Annotated in this window: 29 protein-coding genes and 3 pseudogenes; 9 read left to right on the forward strand and 23 right to left on the reverse strand. The window is 69.9% G+C overall.

Features of this window, described 5'->3' with window-relative positions:
- Nucleotides 1-418: 418 nt before the first annotated feature.
- Nucleotides 419-1,309: a hypothetical protein gene (locus ACZZ0J_RS00215; protein WP_463433993.1), complete on the forward strand. Its 891-nt coding sequence runs from the start codon at nt 419-421 to the stop codon at nt 1,307-1,309.
- Nucleotides 1,310-2,323: 1,014 nt separating this feature from the next.
- Here ACZZ0J_RS00215 and ACZZ0J_RS00220 read toward each other — a convergent pair.
- Nucleotides 2,324-2,902 (reverse strand): MupG family TIM beta-alpha barrel fold protein, encoded by a 579-nt coding sequence (locus ACZZ0J_RS00220; protein WP_463433995.1) that lies wholly within the window; start codon nt 2,900-2,902, stop codon nt 2,324-2,326.
- Nucleotides 2,903-2,938: 36 nt separating this feature from the next.
- Between ACZZ0J_RS00220 and ACZZ0J_RS00225 the strand changes: the two genes are divergently transcribed.
- A complete protein-coding gene (locus ACZZ0J_RS00225) occupies nt 2,939-3,115 on the forward strand; it encodes a hypothetical protein (RefSeq protein WP_463433997.1) in 177 nt (58 codons plus the stop codon).
- Nucleotides 3,116-3,128: 13 nt separating this feature from the next.
- Here ACZZ0J_RS00225 and ACZZ0J_RS00230 read toward each other — a convergent pair whose 3' ends face one another.
- From ACZZ0J_RS00230 to ACZZ0J_RS00255, 6 genes are all read right to left on the reverse strand, one after another.
- Complete coding sequence (locus ACZZ0J_RS00230; protein ID WP_463433999.1) at nt 3,129-4,415, reverse strand: PTS transporter subunit EIIC; 1,287 nt, start codon at nt 4,413-4,415, stop codon at nt 3,129-3,131.
- A 46-nt stretch (nt 4,416-4,461) separates the two neighbouring features.
- Complete coding sequence (gene murQ, locus ACZZ0J_RS00235; protein ID WP_463434001.1) at nt 4,462-5,385, reverse strand: N-acetylmuramic acid 6-phosphate etherase; 924 nt, start codon at nt 5,383-5,385, stop codon at nt 4,462-4,464.
- Between the two features lie 8 nt (nt 5,386-5,393).
- A complete protein-coding gene (locus tag ACZZ0J_RS00240; RefSeq protein WP_463434003.1) occupies nt 5,394-6,290 on the reverse strand; it encodes a MurR/RpiR family transcriptional regulator in 897 nt (298 codons plus the stop codon).
- A gap of 189 nt (nt 6,291-6,479) precedes the next feature.
- Nucleotides 6,480-6,809 carry a hypothetical protein gene (locus ACZZ0J_RS00245; protein WP_463434005.1) on the reverse strand — a complete coding sequence of 110 codons (330 nt, stop codon included), beginning with the start codon at nt 6,807-6,809 and terminating at the stop codon, nt 6,480-6,482.
- A complete protein-coding gene (locus tag ACZZ0J_RS00250; RefSeq protein WP_463434007.1) occupies nt 6,803-7,072 on the reverse strand; it encodes a hypothetical protein in 270 nt (89 codons plus the stop codon). The genes ACZZ0J_RS00245 and ACZZ0J_RS00250 overlap by 7 nt, the downstream gene beginning before the upstream one ends.
- 9 nt (nt 7,073-7,081) lie before the next feature.
- Nucleotides 7,082-7,732 carry an NUDIX hydrolase gene (locus ACZZ0J_RS00255; protein WP_463434009.1) on the reverse strand — a complete coding sequence of 217 codons (651 nt, stop codon included), beginning with the start codon at nt 7,730-7,732 and terminating at the stop codon, nt 7,082-7,084.
- A 267-nt stretch (nt 7,733-7,999) separates the two neighbouring features.
- Here ACZZ0J_RS00255 and ACZZ0J_RS00260 point away from each other — a divergent pair, with 267 nt between their 5' ends.
- Nucleotides 8,000-8,392: an ADP-ribosylglycohydrolase family protein gene (locus ACZZ0J_RS00260; protein WP_463434011.1), complete on the forward strand. Its 393-nt coding sequence runs from the start codon at nt 8,000-8,002 to the stop codon at nt 8,390-8,392.
- Entirely contained in the window at nt 8,368-8,763 is a 396-nt protein-coding gene (locus tag ACZZ0J_RS00265) for an ADP-ribosylglycohydrolase family protein (RefSeq protein WP_463434013.1), read from the forward strand. The genes ACZZ0J_RS00260 and ACZZ0J_RS00265 overlap by 25 nt, the downstream gene beginning before the upstream one ends.
- Before the next feature lie 146 nt (nt 8,764-8,909).
- Here the strand turns inward: ACZZ0J_RS00265 and ACZZ0J_RS00270 are convergent.
- The 4 genes and pseudogenes from ACZZ0J_RS00270 to ACZZ0J_RS00285 form a co-directional block, all read right to left on the reverse strand.
- A pseudogene (locus ACZZ0J_RS00270) lies at nt 8,910-9,384 on the reverse strand (DUF4395 domain-containing protein).
- Nucleotides 9,381-9,833: a thioredoxin family protein gene (locus tag ACZZ0J_RS00275; protein ID WP_463434015.1), complete on the reverse strand. Its 453-nt coding sequence runs from the start codon at nt 9,831-9,833 to the stop codon at nt 9,381-9,383. Before ACZZ0J_RS00275 ends, ACZZ0J_RS00270 begins: the two are co-directional and overlap by 4 nt.
- A 128-nt stretch (nt 9,834-9,961) precedes the next feature.
- Entirely contained in the window at nt 9,962-10,333 is a 372-nt protein-coding gene (locus tag ACZZ0J_RS00280) for a hypothetical protein (RefSeq protein WP_463434017.1), read from the reverse strand.
- 18 nt (nt 10,334-10,351) lie between these two features.
- On the reverse strand, nt 10,352-10,951 hold the full coding sequence (locus ACZZ0J_RS00285; RefSeq protein ID WP_123292392.1) for a TMEM175 family protein: 600 nt from the start codon (nt 10,949-10,951) through the stop codon (nt 10,352-10,354).
- Nucleotides 10,952-10,984: 33 nt separating this feature from the next.
- Here ACZZ0J_RS00285 and ACZZ0J_RS00290 point away from each other — a divergent pair, with 33 nt between their 5' ends.
- On the forward strand, nt 10,985-11,206 hold the full coding sequence (locus ACZZ0J_RS00290; RefSeq protein WP_463434020.1) for a DUF1653 domain-containing protein: 222 nt from the start codon (nt 10,985-10,987) through the stop codon (nt 11,204-11,206).
- Nucleotides 11,207-11,337: 131 nt separating this feature from the next.
- On the opposite strand, the gene ACZZ0J_RS00295 is transcribed toward ACZZ0J_RS00290, so the two are convergent.
- Nucleotides 11,338-11,658, reverse strand: coding sequence for a hypothetical protein (locus ACZZ0J_RS00295; protein ID WP_463434022.1), 321 nt, complete (start codon nt 11,656-11,658; stop codon nt 11,338-11,340).
- Between the two features lie 129 nt (nt 11,659-11,787).
- Here ACZZ0J_RS00295 and ACZZ0J_RS00300 point away from each other — a divergent pair, with 129 nt between their 5' ends.
- From ACZZ0J_RS00300 to ACZZ0J_RS00310, 3 genes are read left to right on the forward strand one after another with little or no spacing between them, the layout of a single operon-like run.
- Nucleotides 11,788-13,818: a TM0106 family RecB-like putative nuclease gene (locus ACZZ0J_RS00300; protein WP_463434024.1), complete on the forward strand. Its 2,031-nt coding sequence runs from the start codon at nt 11,788-11,790 to the stop codon at nt 13,816-13,818.
- Complete coding sequence (locus tag ACZZ0J_RS00305; RefSeq protein WP_463434026.1) at nt 13,815-14,720, forward strand: DEAD/DEAH box helicase family protein; 906 nt, start codon at nt 13,815-13,817, stop codon at nt 14,718-14,720. The genes ACZZ0J_RS00300 and ACZZ0J_RS00305 overlap by 4 nt, the downstream gene beginning before the upstream one ends.
- A 17-nt stretch (nt 14,721-14,737) precedes the next feature.
- Complete coding sequence (locus tag ACZZ0J_RS00310) at nt 14,738-15,280, forward strand: AAA domain-containing protein (RefSeq protein WP_463434028.1); 543 nt, start codon at nt 14,738-14,740, stop codon at nt 15,278-15,280.
- A 202-nt stretch (nt 15,281-15,482) separates the two neighbouring features.
- On the opposite strand, the gene ACZZ0J_RS00315 is transcribed toward ACZZ0J_RS00310, so the two are convergent.
- From ACZZ0J_RS00315 to ACZZ0J_RS00340, 6 genes and pseudogenes are all read right to left on the reverse strand, one after another.
- Nucleotides 15,483-15,629, reverse strand: a complete 147-nt coding sequence (locus ACZZ0J_RS00315) for a hypothetical protein (protein WP_463434030.1) — start codon at nt 15,627-15,629, stop codon at nt 15,483-15,485.
- Nucleotides 15,614-15,811 (reverse strand): hypothetical protein, encoded by a 198-nt coding sequence (locus ACZZ0J_RS00320; protein ID WP_463434032.1) that lies wholly within the window; start codon nt 15,809-15,811, stop codon nt 15,614-15,616. Before ACZZ0J_RS00320 ends, ACZZ0J_RS00315 begins: the two co-directional genes overlap by 16 nt.
- Before the next feature lie 190 nt (nt 15,812-16,001).
- The gene (locus ACZZ0J_RS00325; protein WP_463434034.1) at nt 16,002-16,637 is read right to left on the reverse strand and encodes an SDR family oxidoreductase; all 636 of its coding nucleotides are present in this window, start codon (nt 16,635-16,637) and stop codon (nt 16,002-16,004) included.
- 70 nt (nt 16,638-16,707) lie between these two features.
- Nucleotides 16,708-16,806 (reverse strand): annotated as a pseudogene (locus ACZZ0J_RS00330) (oxidoreductase); the annotation flags it as partial.
- Between the two features lie 102 nt (nt 16,807-16,908).
- Nucleotides 16,909-17,574 (reverse strand): GOLPH3/VPS74 family protein, encoded by a 666-nt coding sequence (locus ACZZ0J_RS00335; protein WP_463434036.1) that lies wholly within the window; start codon nt 17,572-17,574, stop codon nt 16,909-16,911.
- 74 nt (nt 17,575-17,648) lie between these two features.
- Nucleotides 17,649-18,512, reverse strand: coding sequence for an HNH endonuclease family protein (locus ACZZ0J_RS00340; RefSeq protein WP_463434038.1), 864 nt, complete (start codon nt 18,510-18,512; stop codon nt 17,649-17,651).
- A gap of 74 nt (nt 18,513-18,586) precedes the next feature.
- Between ACZZ0J_RS00340 and ACZZ0J_RS00345 the strand changes: the two genes are divergently transcribed.
- Complete coding sequence (locus ACZZ0J_RS00345; protein ID WP_463434039.1) at nt 18,587-19,366, forward strand: aldo/keto reductase; 780 nt, start codon at nt 18,587-18,589, stop codon at nt 19,364-19,366.
- Between the two features lie 51 nt (nt 19,367-19,417).
- On the opposite strand, the gene ACZZ0J_RS00350 is transcribed toward ACZZ0J_RS00345, so the two are convergent.
- The 5 genes and pseudogenes from ACZZ0J_RS00350 to ACZZ0J_RS00370 form a co-directional block, all read right to left on the reverse strand.
- Nucleotides 19,418-20,191, reverse strand: a complete 774-nt coding sequence (locus ACZZ0J_RS00350) for a DEAD/DEAH box helicase (protein WP_463434040.1) — start codon at nt 20,189-20,191, stop codon at nt 19,418-19,420.
- Between the two features lie 77 nt (nt 20,192-20,268).
- Nucleotides 20,269-22,917: pseudogene (locus ACZZ0J_RS00355) on the reverse strand (DEAD/DEAH box helicase); the annotation flags it as partial.
- Nucleotides 22,918-23,370: 453 nt separating this feature from the next.
- Nucleotides 23,371-23,556, reverse strand: a complete 186-nt coding sequence (locus ACZZ0J_RS00360) for a hypothetical protein (RefSeq protein ID WP_159573692.1) — start codon at nt 23,554-23,556, stop codon at nt 23,371-23,373.
- A 27-nt stretch (nt 23,557-23,583) separates the two neighbouring features.
- A complete protein-coding gene (locus ACZZ0J_RS00365; protein WP_463434043.1) occupies nt 23,584-24,255 on the reverse strand; it encodes a D-alanyl-D-alanine carboxypeptidase family protein in 672 nt (223 codons plus the stop codon).
- Between the two features lie 433 nt (nt 24,256-24,688).
- Nucleotides 24,689-26,110: an amino acid permease gene (locus ACZZ0J_RS00370; protein ID WP_159573690.1), complete on the reverse strand. Its 1,422-nt coding sequence runs from the start codon at nt 26,108-26,110 to the stop codon at nt 24,689-24,691.
- Nucleotides 26,111-26,138: the final 28 nt, after the last annotated feature.

Consider the following 26,138-nt stretch of genomic DNA (forward strand, 5'->3'; position numbering starts at 1 on the left):
GCCGCCGACGGTTCCCGGGGGGGGGGGATCTGCCCCTCTGAACGTAAGCGATGAGGTTGATCGAAAGTTTCAGCGGGCGCACGAACCGATTTGTACGCCGGACGGCAGCCGTGGCGGCGGTGCCATCGAGGCGCCCGTACTGTGAAGACGACGTCGGCGCAAGATGGCCCGTGAACGCTGGCCTGCGCATATGTCGTCCAGTCGGCTCGCACGGCGATCAGTGAAGGTGGGCAGCAGCACCCACGGGGGGGGGGGGGGGGACCTCGGCTCGGCCGGCATCCAGGGCAGGACCGATCCCGCACCGCACGACCGCGGACGCAGAATTTGGGAGCGCCGCGCGGCCGGACCTCTCGCCGCTCAGGGGGTAGGTAAGCCAGTTGACTCGCCTGCGAGCGTTCGATCCGAGACAATCCTCGCTATGAGCTACTCACCCGTCGTTGCGGGCGCTGCGCGATCTGAACTCGACGAAGTGCGGCGCTACCGTCCGGTCGAGATGTTCTTCGACTTGCGGGCCAGGACGCTGCAACTAGAGCCCACCGAAGGCTGGGGAGAAGAGGCTCACCACCTTCACTCGGAGAGCGTGCAGACGCTCCGTGGCGGGCTTGAGGCGGAGTTCGGATCACAGGACGCCCAGCGCAAACTCGATGATTTCCTCGCGCTCGGGCCCACACTATCGATCCTGTCAGTGCATACCCGCTTCCTCGTCGAAGCCAGGGCAGCGTTCGTCATCGGGGCGTACTACCCAGCACTCACCGCCGCCTGTGCCCTCGGCGAACGCCTGCTCAACCAACTCATCCTTCGGATGCGTGATTCGCACTTCGCCGACCACGCCGCGACCCGCTACGTGAAGAAGGCGACAACCGACAACTGGGCTAAAGCGATCCGGACACTTGCTGCTTGGGGAGTCCTCACGACCGACCTGCAGCGACACTTCCGGATGCTGCACCGCCTCCGCAATGACGCCATACATTTCAATCTTCCCGAGTTGCAAGACACCGGCGCACGCGCAATCGCGCTCGAGGCCGTTCGACTCATTCAGCAGATCGTCGAACGGCTCCTGCCTGCGTTCGGCGCCTCCGAGCACTTCATCGAGGGCATCTCCGGTGTGAGCTTTCTCCGCCGAGCGGCGGAAGCCGAGCCCCTAGTTGCTGAGTTCATCATCCCGGCCTGCGTGCTCGTGAGCCCCGACCACCGGTACGACACTTACGATCCCGCGGGCGCAAGCATCATCGTCGACAACGTCGACTACGCCGCCGAGAGCGGCAGGACGTTCCTCACCGACGAAGAGTTCGCGTCCCTGCTCGGATGATCAGCTGAAATGGCGGGACCAACCTAGGCCGGAATGCCCATTCGCTACCCTCGTCCGTATGCAAGAGCACCCCTCCGCCCTATGCAACCGTCCTGGCGCGCTCTCGTGCATCTCAGCTGCCATACCGGCTAAACGAGAATCCCAAAAGCCCCGCCAACGCAAAGAGCTCCAGATCCCCGTCACTACGGGCATCTGGGGCTCTCCCGCTCTACCCCGTCGGCTGCGCCGGTAAGCGGGCGGTAACGGAGCTTCTCGTGGAAGGTGTGAGCAACCGCCACCTCAGGGCGTCCCAGAGCTCTACTGTTCCCGGTGCCGAGCCGTCTATCTGGTTCGTCGCCCTCGTGCCGGGTATGCCCCGTCCATGACTGAGCGAGCCAGCGTCAACTATGCTCGCATGGGCAAGGTCGGCGACCGGCGTCGACAGTGGGGGCGTTCTTGATCTACCGCCTGTGGCGGCGTTCGCGTGTGCTGAATACAAGGGTGACGAAAAACCCTCCGGCACTGGAACGTTTGTCTAGCTGCTAGCGGTCGTCGCGGCGGCAATCATCAACCGTTCCGCGAGGAATTGTGGTTCGTGATAGGCATGACTAACGCATTTTGATGTCTTTATTTTGGGAGGGGAAGCGGTTTGGTAAAAAAGCGGCACGGTACGGGGTTCTGGAAGACGGGGGCGTCAAGCAAGGAGGTCATCTCTGACCGTTTGGTTGAACTACTTCCCGCAAATGGAACTCCTCGAACCAACCGAGAGCTTCGAGAGACCCTCGGCGTGTCTGACTCCGAGTACTGGGCGGCTCGTAACGCCCTGCTTGAGCAGGGGGTTGTCACAAAGCCAACGGAACGCCGGTTTCGAGAAGTGTGAAGGTGGGAGCAACTCCGCCCATGTTCCCAGCCAGTTTAGGGATCGCGCCGCTTGGCCCGCGTGCTGGGGCCGCGGCCTATGGGTTCAACTCCCACCGGTACCAATCTGAATCGAAAGCGCCCGACTGCCTGGATTGCAGCCGTCGGTTCGCTCTGTCAGAAGCGAAGAAACTCGCCCAGGCTGGGCGAATCGACGATCCGGGGGAAGGTCCCAGAGCTTGATCGGGACTTCTCCGCAGTGTCTCCCCGCCAACCGAACTGCCGGGCATCGGCGACCGACGAAGCCACGGACGACAGCGCCAGCCCGGTCCACTCTCGCGGGTAGAAGTTGTGGATCAGCTCGACGTCCAGGTCAGCGAACGGCGCCAGGTCGGCGGCCCGCAGCGTGCTCGCGTTGAGGGCGATCGGCAGGACGGCAGCGATCGAGAGGATCTCAGGGACCGAGAACCCGAAGTCGATCCGCGCCCGAGCCACTCCGATCGACCGCAGGAACTCCCATGGCGAATCCCCGAGCAACCGTGCGGTATTGGGGGAGACGTCCGCGACGACCGACAACCCCGAGGACGCAGCAGCCGACACGCCCGCGGTCGCAGCGGCTCGGGCGCCCGAAGGCGAGTCCTCCGGGATGTGCAACGAGGTGAACGCGAGCGTCGCTCCGGCGGCCGCGGCGGCCGCGGCGGCCTCGAAGGTCGGACCAGTCAGCGGGCCTTGCGCCAGGTACGCGCTCGCGCCCAATCGCGTCAGCGCGCAGCTCCCACGGAGTCAGCCGACGTGACCTGCACGTCGAGCGGGGCGTCTGGAGCGACAGGGTCGCCGGACGGGGAAGCCGACTGCGCCTCGAGGTCAGCCCGCACCGACTCCGACACCCCGAACAACAACGTCGCCACGAACCCCACGACGTACGCCACCACGAGCCCCGACCCGTACCCGAGCAACGCCCACCCGTAGCCGGACGACCCGTTCAGCAGCGGGATGAGCGACAGGTCCGACGCCCCGATGGCGATCGCCCCGACGGAGTGCCCGAGCTGGTCGAACAGCCCGACGACACCGCCGCCGAACGCCCCACCGATGCACGCGGTGATGAACGGCCGCCCGAGGGGAGCGTCACACCGTAGATCAGGGGCTCTCCGACGCCGAGAAACCCGGCCGGCAGCGCACCACGGATGGTCCGCACCAGCGAGGCGTTCGACCGGAACCGCACCCACAGCGCGATGCAGGCACCGATCTGCCCGGCACCACCCATCGCCAGCACGGGCAGCAGCACGGTCCACCCGGTCTGGTCGATCAGCGTGGTGTGGATGGGGATGAGCCCCTGGTGCATGCCGGTCATGACGAGCGGCAGGAAGAGCCCTCCGAGTACGAAGCCGGCGAAGGCCCCACCGTTCGCGAGCAGCCAGGTCGCAGCAGTCCCGATCGCGACCGAGACGACACCGGCGACGGACATCAGGATCCCCAGCGTCACCGAACCGGCGACGAGCACGGTGACGGTCGGCACCACGATGAGCGCGATGACGTCCGGCGTGACCCGGCGCATGAAGCGCTCGACGTAGGCGGCGAGGATGCCACCGGCCAGTGCACCGAGCACTCCGCCCTGCCCGGGAGCCAGGGTCTCGCCGAACACGGTGACGTTCGCGACGCCGGCCGCGACGATGATGCCGCCGACCGCGCCACCGAGGATGGGCGTGCCGCCGAACTCCTTCGCGGCGTTCATCCCGACGAAGACGGCGAGCAGGGACAGGAAGCCGGACGAGAGCACGCCGAGGAACGGCGTCAGCGCAGGCACCCACCCCAGGTTCGTCAGGATCCCGTTGATCCCGGCGATCAGCCCGCAGGCGATCAGCGCGGGGATGAGCGGGATGAAGATCGCGGAGATCTTCCGGATCGCGCGCATGGTGCGGCCGTCGGAACGGGACCGCGCGGTCGCCTTGATGGACGCGCCGCGAGCAGCGAGCTCCTCAGGCGACGCACCAGACCCACCAGCCGCAGCCGACGGGGCGGCCGCGCGCAGGGCCTCCAGGCCGTCGGCCACGCGGTCGACGAGACCCGGACCGAGCACGATCTGCAGGTTCGAGCCGGCCGCGATGGCGGCCATGACGCCGTCGGTGGCCTTCAGGTCGTCGAGCGCGACGGAGGAGTCGGACACGACCTCGACCCGCAGGCGGGTCATGCAGTTCTCGACGTCGGCGATGTTCGCAGAACCGCCGACGGCGTCGAGGATCTGCTGGGCGAGTTGCTGTGCATCGGGCATTGCTGTGCTCCTCGGGGGAAAGGAAACGGAAAAGGGGGAAAGAGCTCTACAGCACGGCGCGCAACGAACCGGAAGCAGCGACGAGGCGCTCACGGGCCGAAGCGGCCGAGGCGCCGGTCAGGATCACGGCGATGGCGGTCTTCACCTCGCCGTCCGAGGCATCCAGCGCCGCCTGGACGTCGGCGGAAGCAGCGCCGGTCACGTCCTGCACGAGCGAGAACGCCCGCGCGACGAGCTTCGCGTTCGTGGCCCGCACGTCGACCATGCGGTTGCCGTACGTCTTGTGGCTGCGCACCATCGCGAGCGTGGTGAGCATGTTCAGCACGAGCTTCTGCGCGGTGCCCGCCTTCAGGCGGGTCGAGCCGGCGATGAACTCGGGGCCGACGACGACGTCGATCGCGATGTCCGCCTCCCGCCCCGCGGCCGAGTCGGGGTTGCACGCGACGGAGACCGACAGGGCGGAGCGGCGCCGGGCCTCCAGGATGGCTGCGATCACGTAGGGCGTCCTGCCGGACGCGCTGACCCCGACGACCACGTCGTCGGCCGTCAGGCCGAGCGCGGCGAGGTCGCGGACGGCCGCTGCTTCGTCGTCCTCCGCACCCTCGACGGCGGTGGTCAGGGCGACGTCGCCGCCGGCGATGAGCCCCACCACCTGGCTCGGGTCGGTGCTGAAGGTGGGCGGGCACTCGCTGGCGTCGAGGACGCCGAGCCGGCCCGGCGTGCCGGCGCCGACGTAGACGAGTCTGCCGCCGCGCGCGAAGGCTGCGGCGATCGAGTCTGCCGCCAGGGCGATGGCCGGGAGGCACGGCTCCAGTGCCGCGGGCACGCTGCGGTCTCCAGCGTTCATGCGCTGGGCGGCTTCCAGCGTGGAGATCGTGTCGATGTCGTCCAGTGAGTGGTCGGTCGCCTCGGTGGTGAGGGCGGCGAGTTCGTCGCGGAGGGCGTCGTGGCTGTCGTGCTTAGTGGTCATGGTGGTGCTCAGTTCCGGTGGTGGGTGCGGACGGCGTCGCGGCTGCGGGCGAGGAGCGGCTGGGATCGCTCGTCGGTGCGCTGCGCGACGACGATGAAGAGGGCGTCGACGATGGCGAGTTGGCTCATGCGGCTGCCCATAGCGGCGGGGCGGAGGGCGCTCTCGGCACCGGCGACGCCGAGCAGGACGTGGTGGGCCGCGGTGGCGAGCGGGGCGTTGGCGTGGCCGGTGATCGCGACGATCGTCGACCGCTGGGCTGCGGCGGCGTGGGCGACCTCGAGTGTCTCGGTGGTGGAGCCCGAGTGGCTGACGAGCACCAGGACGTCGTGCTCACCGATGACGCTCGCGAGGGTCAGGGCGTTGTGCGGGTCGTCGGCGATCGAGCTCACGACGCCGATGCGCTCGAGCTTGAGGTGCAGGTCCCGCGCGACGATGCCGCTCGCGCCGACGCCGTACAGGACGACGCGGCGGGCACTGCTCACCGCTGCGGCCGCGGCTTCGAGGGCGTGCGGGTCGAGCGCGGCGCGGGTGTCGGCCATCACGGCGCGGACGTCCTCGGTGACCTTCGCGATGACGGTGGCGACGTCGTCGTCGACGGCGACCCCGGCGTGGATCTCGGTGTGCTCGCGCTCGTGGATGCCGCGTTCGACGGCCCGGGTCATGCTGCGCTGCAGGCCGGCGAAGTTCGCGAAGCCGAGGTGCTGGGCGAAGCGGGAGACGGTGGCGGGGGAGACACCCGCGCGGCCGGCGAGTTCGGCGGCGTTCGTGGTGGCTGCGGCTGCCGGGTCCTCGAGCACGGCGTCGGCGATGGCGCGCATGCTCGACGGCATCGTGACCGACTGGGTGCGGACGAGGGCGAAGGCGTCGGCGCGCTCGACCCGGTCGGGCCGCTCGGTGATCGTCATCCCGCTATGAAAGCGTCTTTCGTACGCGAACGCCAGAGGTGAAAGTAAATTGCGTGTTACGCGTGGCGGGGTGGCTGCGCGGCGGGGCTCGCGCGTTCAGTGAGCAGAAAAGGTCGAGTCGCCGCGGCGGACTCGACGTTTTCTGCTCACTCGATGAGCGGCGGAAGCGAACCCGGGTGGTCGTGCTCGTCAGGCCCGCGGGGACGGGGATGCCACGACGGTCGCCGCCCGCAGGTACCGCCGCGACCGACGAACCGCTCGCAGCAGGATCGGCGTCATGACCAGTGCGGTGATGAGCAGTGCTGCGCAGAGGAACCGCGAGAACGCCGAGCCGAAGACGTCGTCGTCCGCGAGCCTCGGGAACTGGATGCCGGCGATGCCGACGTAGAGCAGCAGGAACTGGGCGAGGGCGAGCGGCTGGTAGGTGGAGAGCAGTCGTGCGTGCTCGCGCGCTCGGAGGGCGAGGTCGGACTCGGGTGGCTGGATCGGGCTGCCGGTCTTGATCGCTTGCGTCACCATGCGCCTGCCGGCAGGGAGAGCCCCGCCGTGGTGGCCTGCATCGCGGTCGACATCCCGATCGTCGTGGCGAGGATCGAGAAGGTACCGGTCAGGCCACCGACGGACGCGCCGAAGCCGACGACGGTGAGGACTGCGACGGCGACGGCGCCCGACTCGGTCGTGGCCAGCGACCAGCCGATGACGGCGCCGACGACGGTTCCGATCAGTGCGAGCAGGGTCGTCCGTCGCCAGGCTCGCCGTGCTGTCAGTTCGAGTTCCCCCATGCCCCCACCCTACGAGCGGATCGCCGTGTACCTCGTCGCTGGCTTCCCTGGCCCGTCCGCCCGCTTCGTGTCCGTCGCGGTCAACTTCGGCAGCATGGCTCGCCGGAACGAGTCCGGCAGGAGGCGCTCGCCGAGGACCGCCTCGTGCAACTGCCGCAACTCCGACATCGTGAACGGCTCGTCGAGCAGCCCGTGTGGATCCGGAGCGTCGCCGTGGACGGAACGGAGCCGAGCGACCGCGAACCCGAGGATGTCGTCGTGCCCGTGCACCATCCCGCGCGCCTCGATCACTGGCGCGAGTCGTCCCTGGGGCTCGTCCAGGTCCAGAGCATGAGCCGGCACCACGTCGAGGTGCGCCACCGACAGCACCCACCCACGGTCGTCCCGCGCCGGGTCGTCGAACACGTGGAGCTGCTGTGGTGCGAGCCCGCTCACGCCCGCCTTCTCGCGGAGTGACCGCAGCACCGCGTCCGCCAACCGCTCGCCCTCGTGCACGAACGTCCCCGGCAGGCGCCAGTCGCCCTCGGCGGCATCGCGGACCTGCACGACGGACAGTGGTCCGCCGGTGGGGACGGTCAGCACGGCGGTGTCCACGGCGACGGAGGGTCGCGGGTAGTCCATCAGGCGTCGGCCGCTCGCGTCGCGGTACTCGTCGGTCATGCCGGTGAGTTTACGCACACTTGCGCAAACATGACGAGTGGTGCAGGATCGGTTTTACGCAATCTCGCGCAAACCTGATCCGGAGGTCCACATGACCACCCCGCAGATCCACGACCGAGCAGTCGGTGCCGTCCTCGGCTCCGCCGCCGGCGACGCCCTCGGTGCCGGGTACGAGTTCCGACCGGCAGTGCCCGAGCCGACCCCGATCACGATGACCGGCGGCGGCTCCTTCGGCTGGGCGCCGGGGAGTGGACCGACGACACGAGCATGGCCGTTCCGATCCTCCGCACGGTCGCCCGCGGCGGCGACCCAGCGTCGGAGCCAGCCCTCGACGGCCTGGTGGCCGCCTGGGCAGCGTGGTCGGTCAACGCGCCCGACGTCGGCATCCAGACGCGCAACGTGTTGACCGGTCTGGAGGCGCGGATCGCCTCCGTCGCGCGGGCTTCGGCCCGGCAGGAGCACGAGTACAAGGGCCGCTCCGCCGGCAACGGGTCGCTCATGCGCACCGCACCATTGGTGCTCGCCTACCTGCGCGGTGACGTCGGCGAAGAGGAACGGCTCGCGGCGGCGGCTCGCGCGATCAGCGACCTGACGCACTACGAGTCCGACGCGGGGACGCGTGTGTGCTCTGGTGCGTGGCGATCCGGCACGCGGTGCTGACCGGCGAGCTCGACCTCCTGCGTGGCGTCGACCTGCTCGACCTCGACCGGCGCCGAGTGTGGGTGGACCGGATCGTCACGGCCGAGCACTCGCAGCCCGTGGACTTCACGGAGTCGAACGGGTGGGTGGTGTCCGCGCTGCAGGCCGCCTACGCCGCGGTGCGCCAGAGTTCCTCGCTCGAGGACGCCCTGGTCCGCGCAGTCCGCACCGGCAACGACACCGACACCGTCGCCGCGATCGCCGGCGGGCTCGCGGGTGCGCTGTACGGCGCATCGACGCTGCCGGCCCAGTGGCGGGAGCTGCTGCACGGCTGGCCGAACCTGCGCGCCGACGACCTCGTCGCGCTCAGTGAGCAGGCGCTCGCCGTCTGACCGGGCCGGCGTCGGAGGCTGCCATGGGGAGGCCTCCGCCGTCGGGCTGGTCGTTCTCGTGGGGCCGGCCCACCGCTCTGGAGGCGACCATGTCGGCAGCGCGGGTGGCGGGGCGGAGGTGAGCCGGGCCTCCCGGTCGACCGCCGTCAGGCGATGCCGCGTCGCGGACGGAAGACGCCCGCGCGGACCAGCCACACGTAGAGCAGGCAGCCGATGCAGACGTCGAACACGGCGTTGAGGAAGGCTGCGATCAGAGCGACGGCGGCGCCGATCGGTGCCGCGTACGGCACGCCGAGCAGGGCGAGGAGCAGCGCGACGGCGGTGACGAACAGGCCGACCTGCTGGGCGAAGGTCGGGGTTCGGGGCCTCGAGCTCGGCGGGCGGGGCGAGCCGCGGCCGGACGAAGCGACGGAAGAGCGCGCCGTACGGGTGGCGGCGGATGCCGGCGATGCCGCCGACTGCGAAGAGCGCCACGATGACGGCGAGCAGGATGATGCCGACGACCCGGGTTGCGGGGATCAGCGTCAGGACGGTGGTCAGTGCGAGCAGGACCGTGGTGATCGCGGCGCCGAAGCGTGGGGAGCGCGGGTCGATGCCTGCGTTGTCAGGGGCGGTGGTCATCGGGACTCCAGGACGGTTTCGAGGGCTGCGGTGAGTTCGGGTGGGCGGGGTGGCCCTCCGAAGCGGGTGCGGACGGCGTGGGAGCCGTCGACGAGCAGGACCGTGGGGGTCTGCAGGACGTTGAAGCGCGTGGCGAGGTGCGGGTGCTCGGCGAGGTCGATCTCGAGCCGGGTCACGCCGGGGTGCTGCGCTGCGAGGCTGTCGAGCTGGCGGGCCGTCGCGGGGCAGCGGGCGCAGGTCGGCGTCGAGAACTGGACGAGGGTGGCGCGGGTGCCGAAGGCGGTCGGGGGAGCGATGTCGGCGACGGTGCGGTCGGGGCTGGTGTGGGTGCTGCGCGCGCGGTCGGTCTGGGGAACCGCTCGGCCCGTTCTCGTGCGCAGGAGCAGGCCGATCACGGTGGCGAGTGCGAGGACTCCCACCAGGGCGGCGACGGCCACGATGACGGTCATGCCGTGACGGTACGTCGTTCCGGTGCAATCTGCTGCGTTCGGTGCCAACGTGACGGCACGTGACGGCGGCAGGGCGCGCTGTCGCGTCGACGTCGGCGGCGGCGGCGTCGGCGTGGGCGGCATCGTCGTCAGAGCGCGGCGCGCGCCCGGTCGATCCGCTCGATGAACGCCCGCACGCCCCAGATGACGAAGGTCAGACGCTGCCCGTCCTGCAGGACGACCTGCATCTGCCGCGAGACGTTGCGAGAGGTGTCGTGGAGCTCGGCGATCGAGTCGAGCGGGATGCCGAACGTCGACCGGACGAAGTTGAACGGGTGCGCGCGGAACCAGAGGACCGCAGGGGTGAGGGTGAGTCGGCCTCCCGCGGCTTCGTGGCGGCGCATGCCGAACGGGCCGGGTGCTGCGATCGAACGGACGAGGCCGGCCTCCGCTGCCGCTTCGTCGATGACGAAGTTCGCGTTCTTGCGTGCCAGTACGGTCTCCGCATCCCCCAGGCCCATGCGCTGACCGTACCGTGCTCAGACGCGGCGCAGCAGCCGGGCCACGGTGCCCTGCAGCACGAGGAGCAGGGCCCAGAGCAGGCCGATGCTCGGGAACACCACTGACAGGACCAGGGCGAGCGACAGCAGGCCGGCGGCGATGAGCCCCCGCGCCGAGTCGCCCAGCGGCGTGGAGAGCAACTCCGGGTTCCGCCGGAGCACGAGTTCGATGCCGGTGAGCGCCAAGCTCGTCACGACCATGCTGCCGAGGTACAGCGCGTGGGCCACACGGTCGTCGTTCTCGCCGCTGTTGAGCAGGTTGGCGGCGAAGGGCAGGAACACGATGCTGATGAGCCACACGAAGTTCAGCTGCATGACCCGGGCGTTGTAGGAGCGGACGTGCTCGAAGACCTGGTGGTGCAGGATCCAGAACCGCGAGATCAACCAGAACGTGATGAGGAACTCGAGCAGGGCGGGCCAGTGCTCCCGGAGCAGGTCGCCGGCGCTCTCGCCCGAGGACATCTCGCTGGCGATGTCGACCAGCGGCAGGATCAGGAGCGTGATCGCGATGGCGACCGTGGCGTCGGAGAAGTTGACGAGTCGGTCGAGGCCGCGGTCTGTTCGAGCGTGCTCGGTCATGGCCCGAGTGTAGGAGCGCTTAGGGTCGCGGGTGTGAGCGACGACGTGACTCCTGGCCGGTACCGCCACTTCAAGGGCAACCACTACGAGGTGCTGCTCGTCGCCCGCGACGTCGAGACCGAGGAACCGGTGGTCGTCTACCAGGCGCTGTACGGCGAGCGGGGGCACTGGGTCCGCACGCTCGCTGACTTCACGGCGCACGTGACCCGCGACGGGTACGACGGGCCGAGGTTCGTGGCGGTCGCCGAAGTTTGATCTTCGAAGCTCCCTGTTCACTGGCCCGAAAGTCGACCACACCGTGGTGCCGCCGTCACGACACGCTGGAGGTTCCCGCGAGTTCCGAGGCCCTGGTCAGCGCCGCATTGCGCGAGACAGAAGTGGTTGGCTCAGGGCCGGGAGGTGACGCGAAGCTGCACGATTGTGTATGCGATGGTCACGACCCCGACCACTACGAGGAGACCCACCCCACTCGGTATGAACTCCACGGATGGCAGCCCGTTCTCCTCGCCGACGGTGGCCGAGAAGACAGACGGGATCGCCGCCGATGCCCCAGTGAAGGCTGAGATGGCGACCGTGGCTGCGCTCGCCAGAAAAGTGATGGCGATTCCAAGCACGAGACCGGTCGAGATCACGCTGGCTGTCTTCATGAGACCCATTTCGTCGCAGATGAACAAGTGCGGAGCCGGCCGGCGCACGAGGTCAGCCATCCGCCTCTTTCTGGCAACGGTAACGTATGAACTATCTCATGCGAAATGACACGTGTGCGCCGCCTTCTTGACGTGGTGTGTCGGCGGGCGGCCCTAGGCTCGCAGGGCACCAGAGAGACGGGGGAACGCATGCAGATCGGCGTCGACGGCCACGTGCTGCTCAGCCCGAGTGACCTCAGCACGTGGTCGGCCTGCGAGTGGGCGTTCTTGCGCCGGCTCGACGTCAAGGTCGGTCGCGGGGAACCCCTGCCCGAGGCGCACGACGACATGCTCGAGCGCACCGCCCGACTGGGGGACCAGCACGAGCTCGACTACCTCGACATCCTCAAGCAGACCCGGAACGTCGTCGAGTTCGACCGCCCCGCCCCGCCGGACTACGCACGCGCCGCAGCCGAAGCGCGACAGGCCTTCGCCGACGGCGCCGACGTCCTGTACCAGCCGACGTTCCACGCGGCGCCCACGACGGACAGCCCGGGCTTCATCGGCTTCGCGGACTTCATCATCCGCAACGACCGGGGCGAGTACGAGGTCTACGACACCAAGCTCGCCCGGCACGCCAAGATCAGCGCCCTGCTGCAGCTCGCCGCCTACTCCGAGCAGATGCAGGCACACGGCATCCCCACCGGGGCGCAGGTGCACCTGGTGCTCGGCGACCGGACGACGACCACGCACGACCTCGCCGACATCGCGCCGGTGTACCGCACGCAGCGCGCCGAACTGCAGCGCGTGATCGCCGAGCGGATCACTGCCGACGCCGAGCTGCAGTGGGGCGACCCGCGCTACTCGAGCTGTGGGCGCTGCGACGTCTGCTCGACCCAGGTGGCCGAGCATCGCGACCTCGTCCTCGTCGCGGGCATGCGCCTCGACCAGCGGGCGAAGCTCATCAAGCACGAGGTGCGGACGATCGACGACCTGGCGGTCCGCACCCGGGCAGTGCCGGGCTTGTCCCGCGCGACGCAGGATCGGCTGGTGCGCCAGGCGAGCCTCCAGATCGAGACGGAGACCGCCCGACGGAACGGCGCCGACGGGCCGGACCAGCCCGCGAAGCCGCGCTTCGAGGTCCTCGATGCCCGCGCGCTCGATGCGATCCCGGCCCCCGACCCCGGCGACGTCTTCTTCGACTTCGAAGGCGACCCGCTGCACACCGAGGACGGCGTGCACTGGGGCCTCGACTACCTGTTCGGCCTGGTCGACGACCGCGCGGAGTTCACCGCGTTCTGGGCGCACACGATCCGCGACGAGCGAGTCGCCCTGGAGCAGTTCCTCGCGTTCATCGAGGCCCGGCGGCAGCAGTACCCGGGCATGCACATCTACCACTACGCCGCCTACGAGCGGACGCACCTGCTGTCGCTCGCCGCCCGGCACGGGGCCGGCGAAGAGGCCGTCGACGACCTGCTGCGCGCCGGCGTCCTGGTCGACCTGTACCCGATCGTCCGCAAGGCCCTGGTCGTCGGCAGCCACAGCTACTCGATCAAGAAGCTCGAGCCGCTGTACATGGGCGACGACCTGCGGCTCAGCGATGTGACGAACGCGGCCGACAGCATCACCGCCTACGTCGACGCGATCGAGGAACTCCGCAACGGGGACCCCGCCGCCGGCCAGCACATGCTCGACGAGGTCGCCGACTACAATGCCTACGACTGCCGCTCGACCCTGCGCCTGCGCGACTGGCTCCGCTCCCTACGCACCGACGACCCGGACGCAGCGGATCCGGCACTCGAGCTCGACGTCCCGCCGATCCCCGTCGAGCGCGAGCCGAACCCGGTCTACGTCGCGCTCGCGTCGCACCTGGAGGACGTCGACGCCCTCGACCGCACGCCCGACGAGACTGCGCTGGCGCTCGCCGCAGCCGCGATCGACTACCACCGGCGCGAGGCGAAGACCTTCTGGCAGGACCACTTCGACCGCCTGCGCAACCCGGTCGACGACTGGGCCGACACCCGCGACGTGCTCGTCGTGGAGCGCGCGTCCGTCGAACGGGACTGGGACACGCTGCCGCGTGCCCGCTCGCAGTCGCGAGAACTCCGGTTGTCGGGGACGCTCGCGCCCGGTTCGCGGCTCCGGCCGGGAGGCACGCCCCACCTCGTCTACGACGACCCGCTTCCGCCGTCGGTCGCGTCTCCGGGCCCGGGTCGAAGGGCGCGTCGTCCCGCGCCGTGATCGTGGACGTGTGGGACAACGGCGACGCCGTCGAGGTGCTCGTGAAGGAGGGGCTGCCCGTCGGGGCGGAACCGCACCACGACTTCCCGGTCGCACTCGCACCGTCCGCACCGCCCCGTGCGAAGCCGCAGCCCGAGGCGATCGCCGAGTGGGGGCAGCAGGTCCTCGACGAGCTGCCCTCGATGGTGTCCGACCCGGCCTTCGACCTGCTGCGCCGGGTGCCGCCACGCGGTGCGATCGTGCCCGTGCAGGGCGACGACACGGTGTCCGCCGTGGTGGCGACACTGCTCGGCCTCGACCACTCGTACCTGGCGATCCAGGGGCCTCCCGGCACGGGCAAGACCTACGTCGGGTCGAACGTCGTCGCACGGCTCGTCCGCGAGTACGGCTGGCGCGTCGGGGTCGTCGGGCAGTCCCATGCGACCTCGGAGAACTTCCTGTCCTCGGTCGTGAACGCCGGCGTGCCCGCGGACCGCGTCGTGAAGGTGCCGAAGTCCGGTGCGACCGAGGACGAACTCGACGCCGCCGCGTGGACGCCCGTGAAGAACGGTGCTGCCGTCGCCGCGTTCCTGTCGTCGTGCGAGGCCTCCGGCACCGGTGGTGTGGTCGGCGGGACCGCGTGGACGTTCGCGAACGCCTCGACGATCGAGCGCCGCCTCTCGACCTACTCGTCGTCGACGAGGCCGGGCAGTTCTCGCTCGCGCCGACCATCGCGTCCTCGATCGCCGCGACCCGACTCCTGCTGTTGGGGGACCCGCAGCAGCTCCCGCAGGTCTCGCAGGGCTCGCACCCGGAGCCCGTCGACGAGTCCGCGCTCGGGTGGCTGGCGGACGGCGAACACGTCCTGCCGCCGGAGTTCGGCTACTTCCTGGCCCGCACCCGTCGGATGGAGCCGGCGCTGACCGAGTCCGTTTCGGCCTTGTCCTACGACGGGCAGCTCGCGTCGATGGTGTCCGGGCGGCACCTCGACGGGATCGACGCGGGCGTGCACCCCGTGCCGGTCGTGCACGCGGGCAACACGACCTCGTCACCGGAGGAAGCCGCCCGCGTGGTGGCGCTCGTCGGCGATGTCGTCGGCCGCACGTGGACCGACGGCTCGGACGCTCGTGCCCTGACCGACGAGGACGTCATCGTCGTCGCCCCGTACAACGCGCAGGGTGCCCTGATCCGTCAGGAGCTCGACCGTGCAGGCTTCACCGGTACCCAGGTCGGCACGGTCGACCTGTTCCAGGGCCGCGAAGCCGTCGTGTCGATCGTGTCCCTGGCAGCGTCGAGTGCGGCGGACATCCCTCGCGGGCTCGACTTCCTGCTCATGCCGAACCGGCTGAACGTCGCGATCTCGCGGGCGAAGTGGGCGGCGTACCTCGTGCACTCGCCGGCGCTCACCACGGGGCTGCCGCCTTCGATCGCCGGCCTGTCGCTGCTGTCCCGCTTCATCGAGCTCGTCGAGCCCGCTCGCTGACGGCGGCGCCGGCGGCGCCGCCGCCGCTCGCCGGGCGAGTGACGGTCCTGGTTTACGACCCCGGCGATCGTGAACCAGAACCGTCAGCGTGCCAGAGCGCCAAGCCGCGCCGCCGCGACCGTGACGCCAGAACGAGGGCTGGTCCCGACACCTGTCGTCCTGGGACGGTGGGCAGCCGCCCACGCACTCGCTCGGAAGGGCCTCAGTCGTCGGCCGTCGGGACGCCACCCTGCATCTGCACCCGCATCTGGGCGAGGACGTCGGCGTGCAGGAAGTTCGCCGCCTCGGCACTCGTCGGGTCGACCACGATGCCGAACTCCTCGGGCAGTGCGGTCACGAGCTCGGACATCGGAACCGGACGCCCTCGGCCTCGGGCAGGCCGACGGCGAGTTCGTCGGGGTCGGTGAAGACGGGCACGAACGGCTTGTCACGGATCATGACGTGGGCGACGCTGCCCGCCTCCGGAGTCCCCGCCGCCTTCCACGGCACCCACGCCGCGCTGCGCAGGAAGCCCGCCGGCGATGCTGCCATCCGGCGGCGGAGTTCGGCGGCCGCGGTGGGCGGGCCTTGTCGACACCTCGGCCGAAGGCGGATCCGTTCGTCTCGTCGTTGCTCACGCCAACCATGCTGTCACGCTGGACGGACACGCCGGGGCCGAGCCGCGCCTCCAGGTCGTCACCCGGCGCACGAGGAGGTGCGCCGGGCGTCGGACCGGGGCGGCTCAGTACGCGGCCGACTGCCCGCCGTCGATCGGGACGACCGTCGCGTTGACGTAGGACGCGTCGTCGGACAGCAGGAACGCGACGACGGCGGCGATCTCGGGGGCTTCGCCGTAGCGCTTCGTCGGGTTGACCTGGATGAACTCCTCGGCGGCCTTGCGGGGGTTCTCCGCGTCGAGCTGCTTCATCGAGTTCTCGACCATCGGCGTCCAGATGGCTCCGGGCGCGATGGCGTTGATGCGGATGCCGTAGCGGCCGTACTCGACGGCGGAGTTGCGGGTCAGCCCGACGACGCCGTGCTTGGCGGCGGCGTACCCGGACTGGTTGCCGATGCCGCGGATGCCGCCGACGCTCGCGGTGTTCACGACCATGCCGGAGCCCTGCTCGCGCATGACCTTGAGGACCTTCTCGAGCCCGAGGAACACGCCACGCAGGTTGATCGACACGACCTTGTCGAACTCGGCGGCGGTGAACGACTCGGTGGGGTTCTGCTTGCCCTCGATGCCGGCGTTGTTGAAGAAGCCGTCGATGCGGCCGAAGCGCTCGGTGGTGGCTGCGACGTAGGCGTCGACCTGGGCTTCGTCGGACACGTCGGCGACGGTGGTCAGGACCTGGGCGTCGGGGGTGGCCGCGAGCACGGCGGCCTTCGAGGCCTCGGAGTCCCTGCTCGGAGACGTCGACGAGGGAGAGCGCAGCGCCCTCGGCGGCCAGGCGGACGGCGGTTGCACGTCCGAGGCCGGAGCCACCACCGGTGATGAGGACGACGCGGTCGGTGAAGCGGGACGTGACGGAGTTCGTTTCGGGCATGGGGAGGCCTCCTGAGGTCTTCGACGATGAATTCCCTTTAGGCTACACCTGTCGTTTTGCAGGATGGTCGGGGTGCCGAGGAGCTGCCCGGTGGTGCCGACTTCAGCTCGTGATGACCGTGGTCGTCGTCGCGGTGGTCGCCGCCATGATGACGATCATCGCCGCGGCCTGGATCTCCTCGAGCACGGCCTTGACCGCCGGGCTCGCCCAGGTGCCCGAGGTGATCTCCTTCACCAGTCCCTTGTCGACGGCGCCGAACTGCTTGCGGAGCGTGTTCGTCGCGTCGAGCAGCCCGATGACCGCAGCGGAGAACGGTGTCGGGCTCGCCCGCCGAGCCAGGACGTCCGCGATGCCGGATCGCAGCAGTGCCTCCGGGGCTCCGTCGCGCTCCGGGTGCTTCGTGGTGGGGAAGAGCCCGAGCACCTTCCCCTGCTCGACGCTGATGATCCCTCGCTCGACGAGTCCGGCGAAGACGTCATCGCGGAGCCGCTGCTTCCCGAGCCGGCTCACCCACCACTTCGCCTTGCGCGGCGCGCCGGACGCCGCGATCGAGCCGACGACGCCGTCGAGCACCGGATCGCCCGTGGCGGCGCCGGCGACGACGGTGACCAGGCCGTTCTGCAGCGAGACGGCACCGCGGAGTGCCAGGTCGGCGAGGACCGCTCCCGCGAGACCGGTGTCCAGCGTCTGCCCGTCGAGGGACTTGCGGCCGTCGGGTTCGACCTGGAGGAGCGCGAACGCCTGCGGGACCGTGAGTTGCTCAGCCATGTCCGCAGCCTGCCACGCGGGGCGGATGCGCCGGGCCTCCAGGCCGACACGCAGCGGCGGCAGACCGCCCGACGTCAGCAGGCGTTCAGCACCCGCTCCATCGCATCGCGCTCAGCGGGTACGACCCACAGTCGGTACTCGGCCTTCACGGACACCTGGTGCTCGATGTAGGTGCAGCGGAAGGCCTTGTTCGCCGGCAGCCAGGTCGCGGCGTCACCCGAGCGCTTCTGCGAGTTCGACTGGCCGTCGACGGCGAACAGGTTCGACGGGTCGTTCGCCAGGGCCTCCCGCTCCGACTGGCTGAGCTGCTGGGCACCGGTGCGCCAGGCGTTCTCGAGCGCGACGACGTGGTCGATCTGCACGAGGGTCGAGGTCGTGTTGCCGCGCACGAAGTCGATCGTCGCGCCGGTGTACGGCGAAACGAGCGTGCCGGTCACCACCTTGCACGGCCCCTGCCGCACGATGCCGCTGAGGTCGCGCGCGAGCACGTCGTTCCGGGTGTCGCAGCCGTTGTGGTCGACGTCGATCCACGCGCTGCCGAACTCGCCCGTGCGGTCGTAGCCGGTGCCGGGGGCCTTGCCCTTGACGGGCAGCGCGGCGAGGAGCGCGCGGGCGTCCGCAGCGTCGGTGTCGGTCGACGTGCTGACGGTCGGATCCGTCGGTCTGGAGGCCCGGCTCGGCTCCGGTGCGTCGCGGTCGGTGCCGACCGTGGCCGTGGCGACCGCCGTGGGCCCGGCGGCCGCGTCGGCGTCCGGTCCGAGGACGCCGGTGGCGTCGAGCGCGTAGCCACCGACCGCGAGGGCCAGGACGACGAGGACGGAGGTGAGGCTGATGCGGGTACGGCGGCGTCGGCGGGACGTCATGGGTGCGTGGAACTCCTGGTGGTGCGGTGGTGCGGCGCCGGGGTAGCCCGGACTATGGTGCCGGAGATCGATCATGCCGCAGACCTCGGACACGGCTGCGGACCGCCACGCTCTGAACGGCCGAACGACCACGGCGTAGACAGGTCCGCATGACCGATTACGCGAATCCGTCCGTATCCGTCACCGGTGGGTCGATGCCGCTCCTGGGCTTCGGCACCTGGCAGATCCCCGACGGCGAGGCCCCCGTTGCCGTCGGCGAAGCACTGGCGGCCGGGTACCGCCACATCGACACCGCCACCGGCTACAGCAACCAGCGCGGCGTCGGCAAGGCCCTCGCCGAGTCCGGCCTCGCCCGCGACGACGTGTTCGTGACGACGAAGCTGCCGCCGGACAACGCCGACCGGGTGCGCGAGACGATCGAGGAGAGCCTCGACCAGCTCGGCCTCGACCACCTGGACCTCTGGCTCGTGCACTGGCCGCCGAACGGCGAGGCCCGCCCGGACGTGTGGGAGCAGGTCGTTCAGGCACAGGCCGACGGACTGACCCGAGCAGTGGGTGTGAGCAACTACTCGCTCGACCAGATCGACGAGCTCGTCACCGCGACCGGCACCGCCCCAGCCGTGAACCAGATCAAGTGGAGCCCGGTCGAGTACGACCAGACGATCGCGGACGGGTTGGCCGAGCGCGGGGTCGTGCTCGAGGGCTACAGCCCCTTCAAGGCGAGCAACCTGCAGGACCCGACGCTGCTCGACATCGCGGGCGAGCACGACGCCGACAGCGCCCAGGTCATCGTCGCGTGGCACGTCGCGCACGGCTTCGTCGTCATCCCGAAGTCGTCGAACCCGGAGCGCATCCGGTCGAACGCTGCCGGTGCCCGCATCGAGCTCTCGGCGGACGAGGTCGCGGCGATCGACGCGCTCGCCCGCTGACGCGCTCGCCCACGCTCGCCTGACGCGCAACCGCACACTGCGCCCCGCGCGTCAGGCGAGCAGCGAGCGGATGTCGTCGGCCGTCAGGTCGTCGGCGAACAGGGCGTCGTCGTCGATCATCGTGGCGAACAGCTCGGCCTTGCGCGCGGCGAGGGCCAGGACCTTCTCCTCGATGGTGTCCTCGGCGATGAAGCGTTGCACGCTCACCGACCGGGTCTGCCCGATGCGGTGGGTCCGGTCGACGGCCTGGGACTCGGCGGCGGGGTTCCACCAGGGGTCGAGCACGAACACGGTGTCGGCCTCGGTCAGGGTGAGCCCGAAGCCGCCGGCCTTCAGCGAGATGAGGAACGCGGGCGCGGTGCCCTGCCGGAAGCGCTCGATGACCTGTGGGCGTTTGCGCGTCGAGCCGTCGAGGTACTCGTAGCCGACGCCCCGTTCGTCGAGGGCATCGGACACCATCCGCAGGAACGACGTGAACTGGCTGAACACCAGGGCGCGTCGGCCTTCCGCTGCGAGCTGTTCGAGTTCGTCGAGCAGCAGGTCGAGCTTGGCGGACGGGATCGGCGTCGAGGGCGACAGGGGCGAGTCCGACCCGCTCGGGACCAACGCCGGCGACAGCGCGAGCATCCGCAGCAGCGTCAGCGACCGGAACACGATCATCCGGTTCTTCGACAGGTCGTCGATCAGGTCGAGGACCTTCAGGCGCTCGCGGTTGAGCGTGCGCTCGTACAGCTCGCGGTGCGCGGGGTCGAGCGTGACCCGGACGACCTGTTCCTGCTTCGGCGGCAGGTCGGCGGCGACGGCCTGCTTCGTCCGGCGGAGCATGAGCGGCCGGATCCGCCGCCGGAGCTTCGCGGTGAGCTGCTGGCGCGCTTCGCCCCGGAGTTCGGGGAGGCGAGCGGCTTCACGTAGTCGTCGCCGAACCGGGTCCAGGTGGACAGCAGCCCGGGCGCGACGATGTGGAACAGCGCCCACAGGTCGGTCAGCCCGTTCTCGAGCGGGGTGCCGGTGATCGCGAACTTCACGGGTGCCTGCAGCTCGGACGCCACTCGGTGGGTCTGCGACTGCGGGTTCTTCACGAACTGCGCCTCGTCGAGCACGAGTGCCGACCACGGCAGGTCGGTCCACGCCTGCGAGTCGAGCCGGAGCAGCGCGTACGAGGTGACGACGACGTCGGCCTGCGAGGCCGCGCGGGCGACGAGACCGGGGTCCTTCAGAGACGTCGAGGTGACGGCCGCCACCCGCAGCGACGGCGTGAACTTCGCTGCCTCGGCCACCCAGTTGCCGACGACCGAGGTCGGCGCGACGACCAGGAACGGTGGCCCGTCGGGTTCGGCGGCACGGCGCGCGGCGACCATCGCGAGCACCTGCAGGGTCTTGCCGAGGCCCATGTCGTCGGCGAGCACCCCGCCGATGCCGTGCGCCGCCAGGAACGACAGCCACGCGTACCCGGCGTGCTGGTACGGCCGCAGTTCGGCGTGCACGGTGTCCGGCACCGGGACGTCACCCGGGGGAGTCGCCCCCATCAGTCCCGCGGTGATCGCCTGCCAGCGCTCGTCGTGCGAGGTCTCGTCGGCGAGCAGGTCGAACTCGGTCCACAACCCGGCCTGCAGCGGCGTCACCTGGATCGGCTGGTCGGGCTCCCACTCGTCGAGGTCGCGGGCCTCGTCGATGAGTTCCTTGAGCCGGTCGAACGCGGGGTCGGCGAGCGACAGGTACGAGTTGTCGACGAGCTTGAGCCGCCGCTGCCGACCGGCCAGCGCCGTGAGCAGCGGGGTGAACGGGATCTGCTTGCCGTTCACGCTCACGATGATGCCGAGGTCGAACCAGTCGTGCTTGTCCGACGGCATCGTCGTGACGCGGATGTGCGGCCGCCCGCTCAACCGTTCGTAGTCGAGGCGCTCGCCCTGCACGACGGTTCGGACGCCGAGCGCCGGCAACTCGGGCAGGAACTCGTTTGCGAACACCGCGACGTCGGCCCCGTCGATGGTGCCGTCCTGGAACCAGTCCAGTCCGCCACCGGGTCCGGCAGGGCGGACGGGAGGCTCGCCAGACGTCGCGTCGTCGGCTCGCGCCGTCGACGTGGCCGGTTCCAGGGCCGCGGGCACGTCGGTGCTGGCTGGAACGTCGGTGCTGGCTGGAACGTCGGTGCTGGCCGGATCGTCCGCGGCGCGGAGTCCCGTCAGGTCGGGGAGCGGGCCGTGCAGAGACACCGGGTCCTTGCGCCCGTCGACGTGCCAGCGCCAGTGCAGGTGCACCCGGTCGTCGGTGCGGGGCGCCCGGGCCGGCTCGAACGTCGCCGTCAGCACGAGTTCGGGCGGGGTGCGCTCCGGTAGCTCCACCGACCCGTCGGAGCTGACGAGCCCGAGGGCACCGCGCAGCCGGGGCGACCAGTCGGCCAGGAACTCGTCGACCTCGGCCGTCGGCACCGTGATGCGGGTGCCCTCGAGGAGCATGCGCCGTTGGTCGTCGGGCACCGGGGCCGGGGTCGGTGCGAGCCCGACCGTGAACTCCGGGCTCTCGCGGAACACGTACACGCCGTGGTCGCCGACCATCCGCGCGGCACCGGGGACCACCGGGCGGCCGTCGAGCACCGCGCTCGCGCCGATCACCACGGCGTCGTCGTGCCGGGCGACACCGGGCCGAGAGACATCGAGCAGCACCTGGGCCCGCTCGCCGAGGACCACCCCGCCCTCGCGCTTGCCGGTCACGAAGGCGATGTCGAGCCCCGACGCCTGCCGGAGCAACGGCCAGAGCAGCGGGCTGCGGAAGTCGTCGAGGTGCAGCCAGTCGCTCTCGCCGGGCAACCCCGCCAGCTGGCCGGCACGGTGCAGGGCCGCGAGCTGCATGAACCACCCGTGCTGCTCGGCGCCGAGGCCCAGGCGGTTCTGCGAGTAGGGGAGCGTGCCCCAGGTGAGCTGCCCGCGCACCCAGTTGCCGGCGTCGCTGCGGGTCACCGGTCGGACCCCGAGCCGGACCGTACGGGACGGCGCCGGCAGGGCGCGGCCGGCGGCCCGGGCTCGGGCCGCGAGGGCGGCGGGGACCGCGTCACGCAACTCGAACTGGAGACCCATCCGGGTGCCCTGCGGGGCGACCGCCTGCTCGTCGTCACCGGCGAGGCGGGCGAGGTCGTGCCTCCAGTCCGAGGGCGGCGGAGCCGGCGCTTCCGGACGCGGGCCGGCGTTGGCGGCCAGGGCGCGCGCGTTGATGGTGAGCAGTGCAGCGGCGACGTGTTTGCAGTCGCCGCCGAGGGACAGCTGCACGAGCTGCGGACCGGGCGGATGAAGTCGCCGCGGGCCACGGTCATGTCGATGCGGCACTCGTAGGGGTCGTCGGCGGTGCCCGAGACGGTCGCCGTGACGGTGCCGTCGTCGGCGTTCCAGACGGCATCGTCGACCAGACCGGCGCGCACGACGTCGCGTGCGCGACCGAAGGTCTGCGGCCCGACGAAACGGATGACATCGACGGCGTCGATCATCGGGGCTGCTGGCACGGGTCAATCGTGCCAGCTGCCACCGACGCGCGGAGCCGCCGACCCGAACGGCACACATCGAGCAGGGCTACCGTCTGGGTGGACGGGCGACGACTGCTCGCCGCTCTCCACTCGATTGGACACGCTCATGCCGGACCGCTTGCGGTGGGTGCACGATTCTGCAGACCACTGGAACGTGTGGCTCGGCTCCGAGGTCGTCTGCGACGTCACCCGGACGGACCAGTTCACGGTGGACTCGCCGGACCACTCGATCAACGGGGCGCACTCGTCGCTCGAGAAGCGCTGCGGCGCAGGTGCAGGGCTGGGTGCGCTGGAGCGGACGCTAGGGCGTCTGTTCGCTACGGCTTCGTCGTGTTCGTGGGGTCGGCCGCGGCCAGCTCCGTGACGAACTCCGTTGACCTCCGGACGATCTGGCCGAGTTCCTTCATTCCCGACGGGCAGGAGCGCCACGACGGAAACGCCCCCACCCTGCGAGGGTGGGGGCGTTCGTGCTTCCGGTTCGGAGCGTGCCTCAGGAGGAGGGTGTGACCTGCCCCTGGAGAGCAATCGCCTTCCACAAGTCGAACGTGCGGTCGTTGCCCTTCGTGACCGACCCGTAGAGCGCGAGTGCAGCCTGGAACTGCTCGCTGTTCAGCGAGCGGAAGTAGCCCGGACCGATGATTGCGCTGCCACGCGTTTCACCCTGGATGATCTTCATGATGTGCCTTTCGTCAGAGTTGAGCTGTTAGAAGCGAACGCTTTGCCCCTGCAGGGCGACGGCTTTCCACACGTCGTACTGCCTGGTCGTACCCTTGTGCGCGGGGCCGAGCAGCACCGTTGCGGCGGAGACGAACTCGTCGGTCGCCAGCGTCCGGTAGTAACCGGGACCGATCACCGCGGTGGTGCGGTCCGGCGCGGCGATCACGACCATTCCGTCGTCGTCGGCTTCGACCTCTGGACTGGTCGGTTCGACCGCGGAGTAAGCCCTTGTGTAGTTGAAGTGCCAGTTCTCGTTCCCGTAGACCGCGAAACCGTAGGTCGCGCAGGTCGACCGCAGCCACGCGAGGTTTGCGGAGGTCATGTCGGCCTGCAGGAAGTCGACCGCGGCTCCCCAACCATGGTTCGAGGTGCCCGGCTCGGCACCGAGATCGGGGTTGTGACCCCAGTAGTCCCACCAGTACTGCTGGCCCGCGAGGCTGCGGTACCCCTCGTTGACGCGGAGGTAGGCACCGAAGTGCGACCGGAACGCCTTGAGCCACGACAGCAGGTCTCGGGCCGCATCGGGCCTCATGTAGACCTTCGCCAGCGAGCCCGGGAAGCTGTTCGCCACCACCCCCGGGTAGTCGACGATGGTCAGCGCATCGAGCGGGATCTGACCGTTGGAGTAGCCGCCCCAGCCGGTCGCCAGAACGGACATCTGCCCGGACGCTGATGCCTCGGGATACGCCGCCGTGGAGGACGACGCCGAGGCGGCTGTCCCACGCAGCAGGTCCGAACCGAGAGCGGCGGAAGCAACCGCAGCTCCCGCGAAACCCAGCATCTGGCGCCGACTTGGCTGCGTCAACGCCCCATTTCTTTCCGTCATCATTCCCCTAGTCATTTGATCACGAGCTGTCGGCATTGATCAGCTGCATGAACCCTCTCAGAGGGCAGAACGACTGCACTACCCCGCGTTCAGGGGGTGGCGCCGAGGTGCATTCCTGTCAGGCTTGCGCGCAATACTCGACGCGGCTGAGTCGTCGGTAACCCACATCGTCACCCCGCTCGAGGCGAAGGACGTCAAGGAGTTCCACCGCCCTGCCGCGTCCGCCTGCTGAGCTCGACCGCCGATTCTGCGGACGATCTGCGGTCTACGGGGTCTGAGGCGCCTCGGTTGCCGCCAGCTTGCTGTGCTTCCGCGAGTAGCCGAAGTACACGCCCAGTCCGATCGCGAACCACACCGCGAACCGCACCCACGTCTCCCACTGCAGGAACGTCACGAGCCACAGCGACGCGATGACGCCGATGATCGGGATGACGGGCATGAACGGCAACCGGAACTGACGGTCGAGGTCGGGCTGGCGGTAGCGGAGCACGATCACCGCGGAGCAGACCACCACGAACGCGAGCAGGATCCCGATGTTCGTGAGCTCGGCGACGACGCCGATGGGCAGGACGCCCGCCAGGATCGCCGACGCGATGCCGAGGATCCACGTGACGCGGGTCGGGACGTGGCGCTTCGGGTCGGTCTTCGAGAACCACTTCGGCATCAGGCCGTCGCGGCTCATCGAGAACCAGACGCGGCTGGCGCCGAGCATGAACGTGACGAGCACCGTGACGATGCCGACGATGGCGCCGATCGCGATGACGTTCGCGACACCACCGAGGCCGACCGATGCGAACGCCGACGAGAAGCCCGAGGCCGGGTCGATGTCGGTGTACTTCTGCATCCCGGTCAGCACCAGCGTCGCCAGCACGTACAGGACCATCGAGATGCCGAGGGACAGCAGGATCGCCTTCGGCATGTGCTTGCGGGCGTCGACGGACTCCTCGGCCGCGGTGGACATGGCGTCGTAGCCGAACACCGCGAAGAACACCGTCGCGGCACCGGTCATCACACCGCCGAAGCCGAACGGGAAGTACGGGGAGTAGTTCGCGCTGTTGATGTGGAACACGCCGAGCACGACGATGAGCACGACGAGCGCGACCTTGATGCCGACGGCGACGAACTCGAACCGGGCGGCGCTGCGGATGCCGCGGGTGAGCACGAACGCGGTGACCAGGCACAGGATGATGGCGAAGACGTCGATCACGTGGCCGTCGCCGGTGCCGGGCGCGCCGAGCATCCACGCGGGCAGGTCGATGCCGAACTGGCCGACCAGGAACCCGACGTAGCCGGAGATGCCGATCGCGACCACCGCCACGATCGCGGTGTACTCGAGCAGCAGGTCCCACCCGATGAACCACCCGACGATCTCGCCGAGGACCGCGTAGCCGTACGTGTACGCGCTGCCGGCCTTCGGGATGAGGCCGGCGAACTCGGCGTACGACAGCGCTGCGGCGGCACTCGCGACGCCGGCGACCAGGAAGCTGATGAGGACCGCGGGACCGGCGACGCCGTTCGCCACGGTGCCGGCGAGGGTGAAGATCCCCGCGCCGATGATGCCGCCGATGCCGATCGCGGTGAGCTGCCAGAGGCCGAGGTGCCGTTTCAGGCCACCCTCGGCTCCGGTGTCGTCATCGATCGTCTCGATGGGCTTCCGTCGGAAGAGCGTGCGTGTCGTCGTCGTCACCCGCCCATGGTGCACCTTGCGGCGGCTC

It is taken from the genome of Curtobacterium sp. AC272, assembly GCF_979258155.1.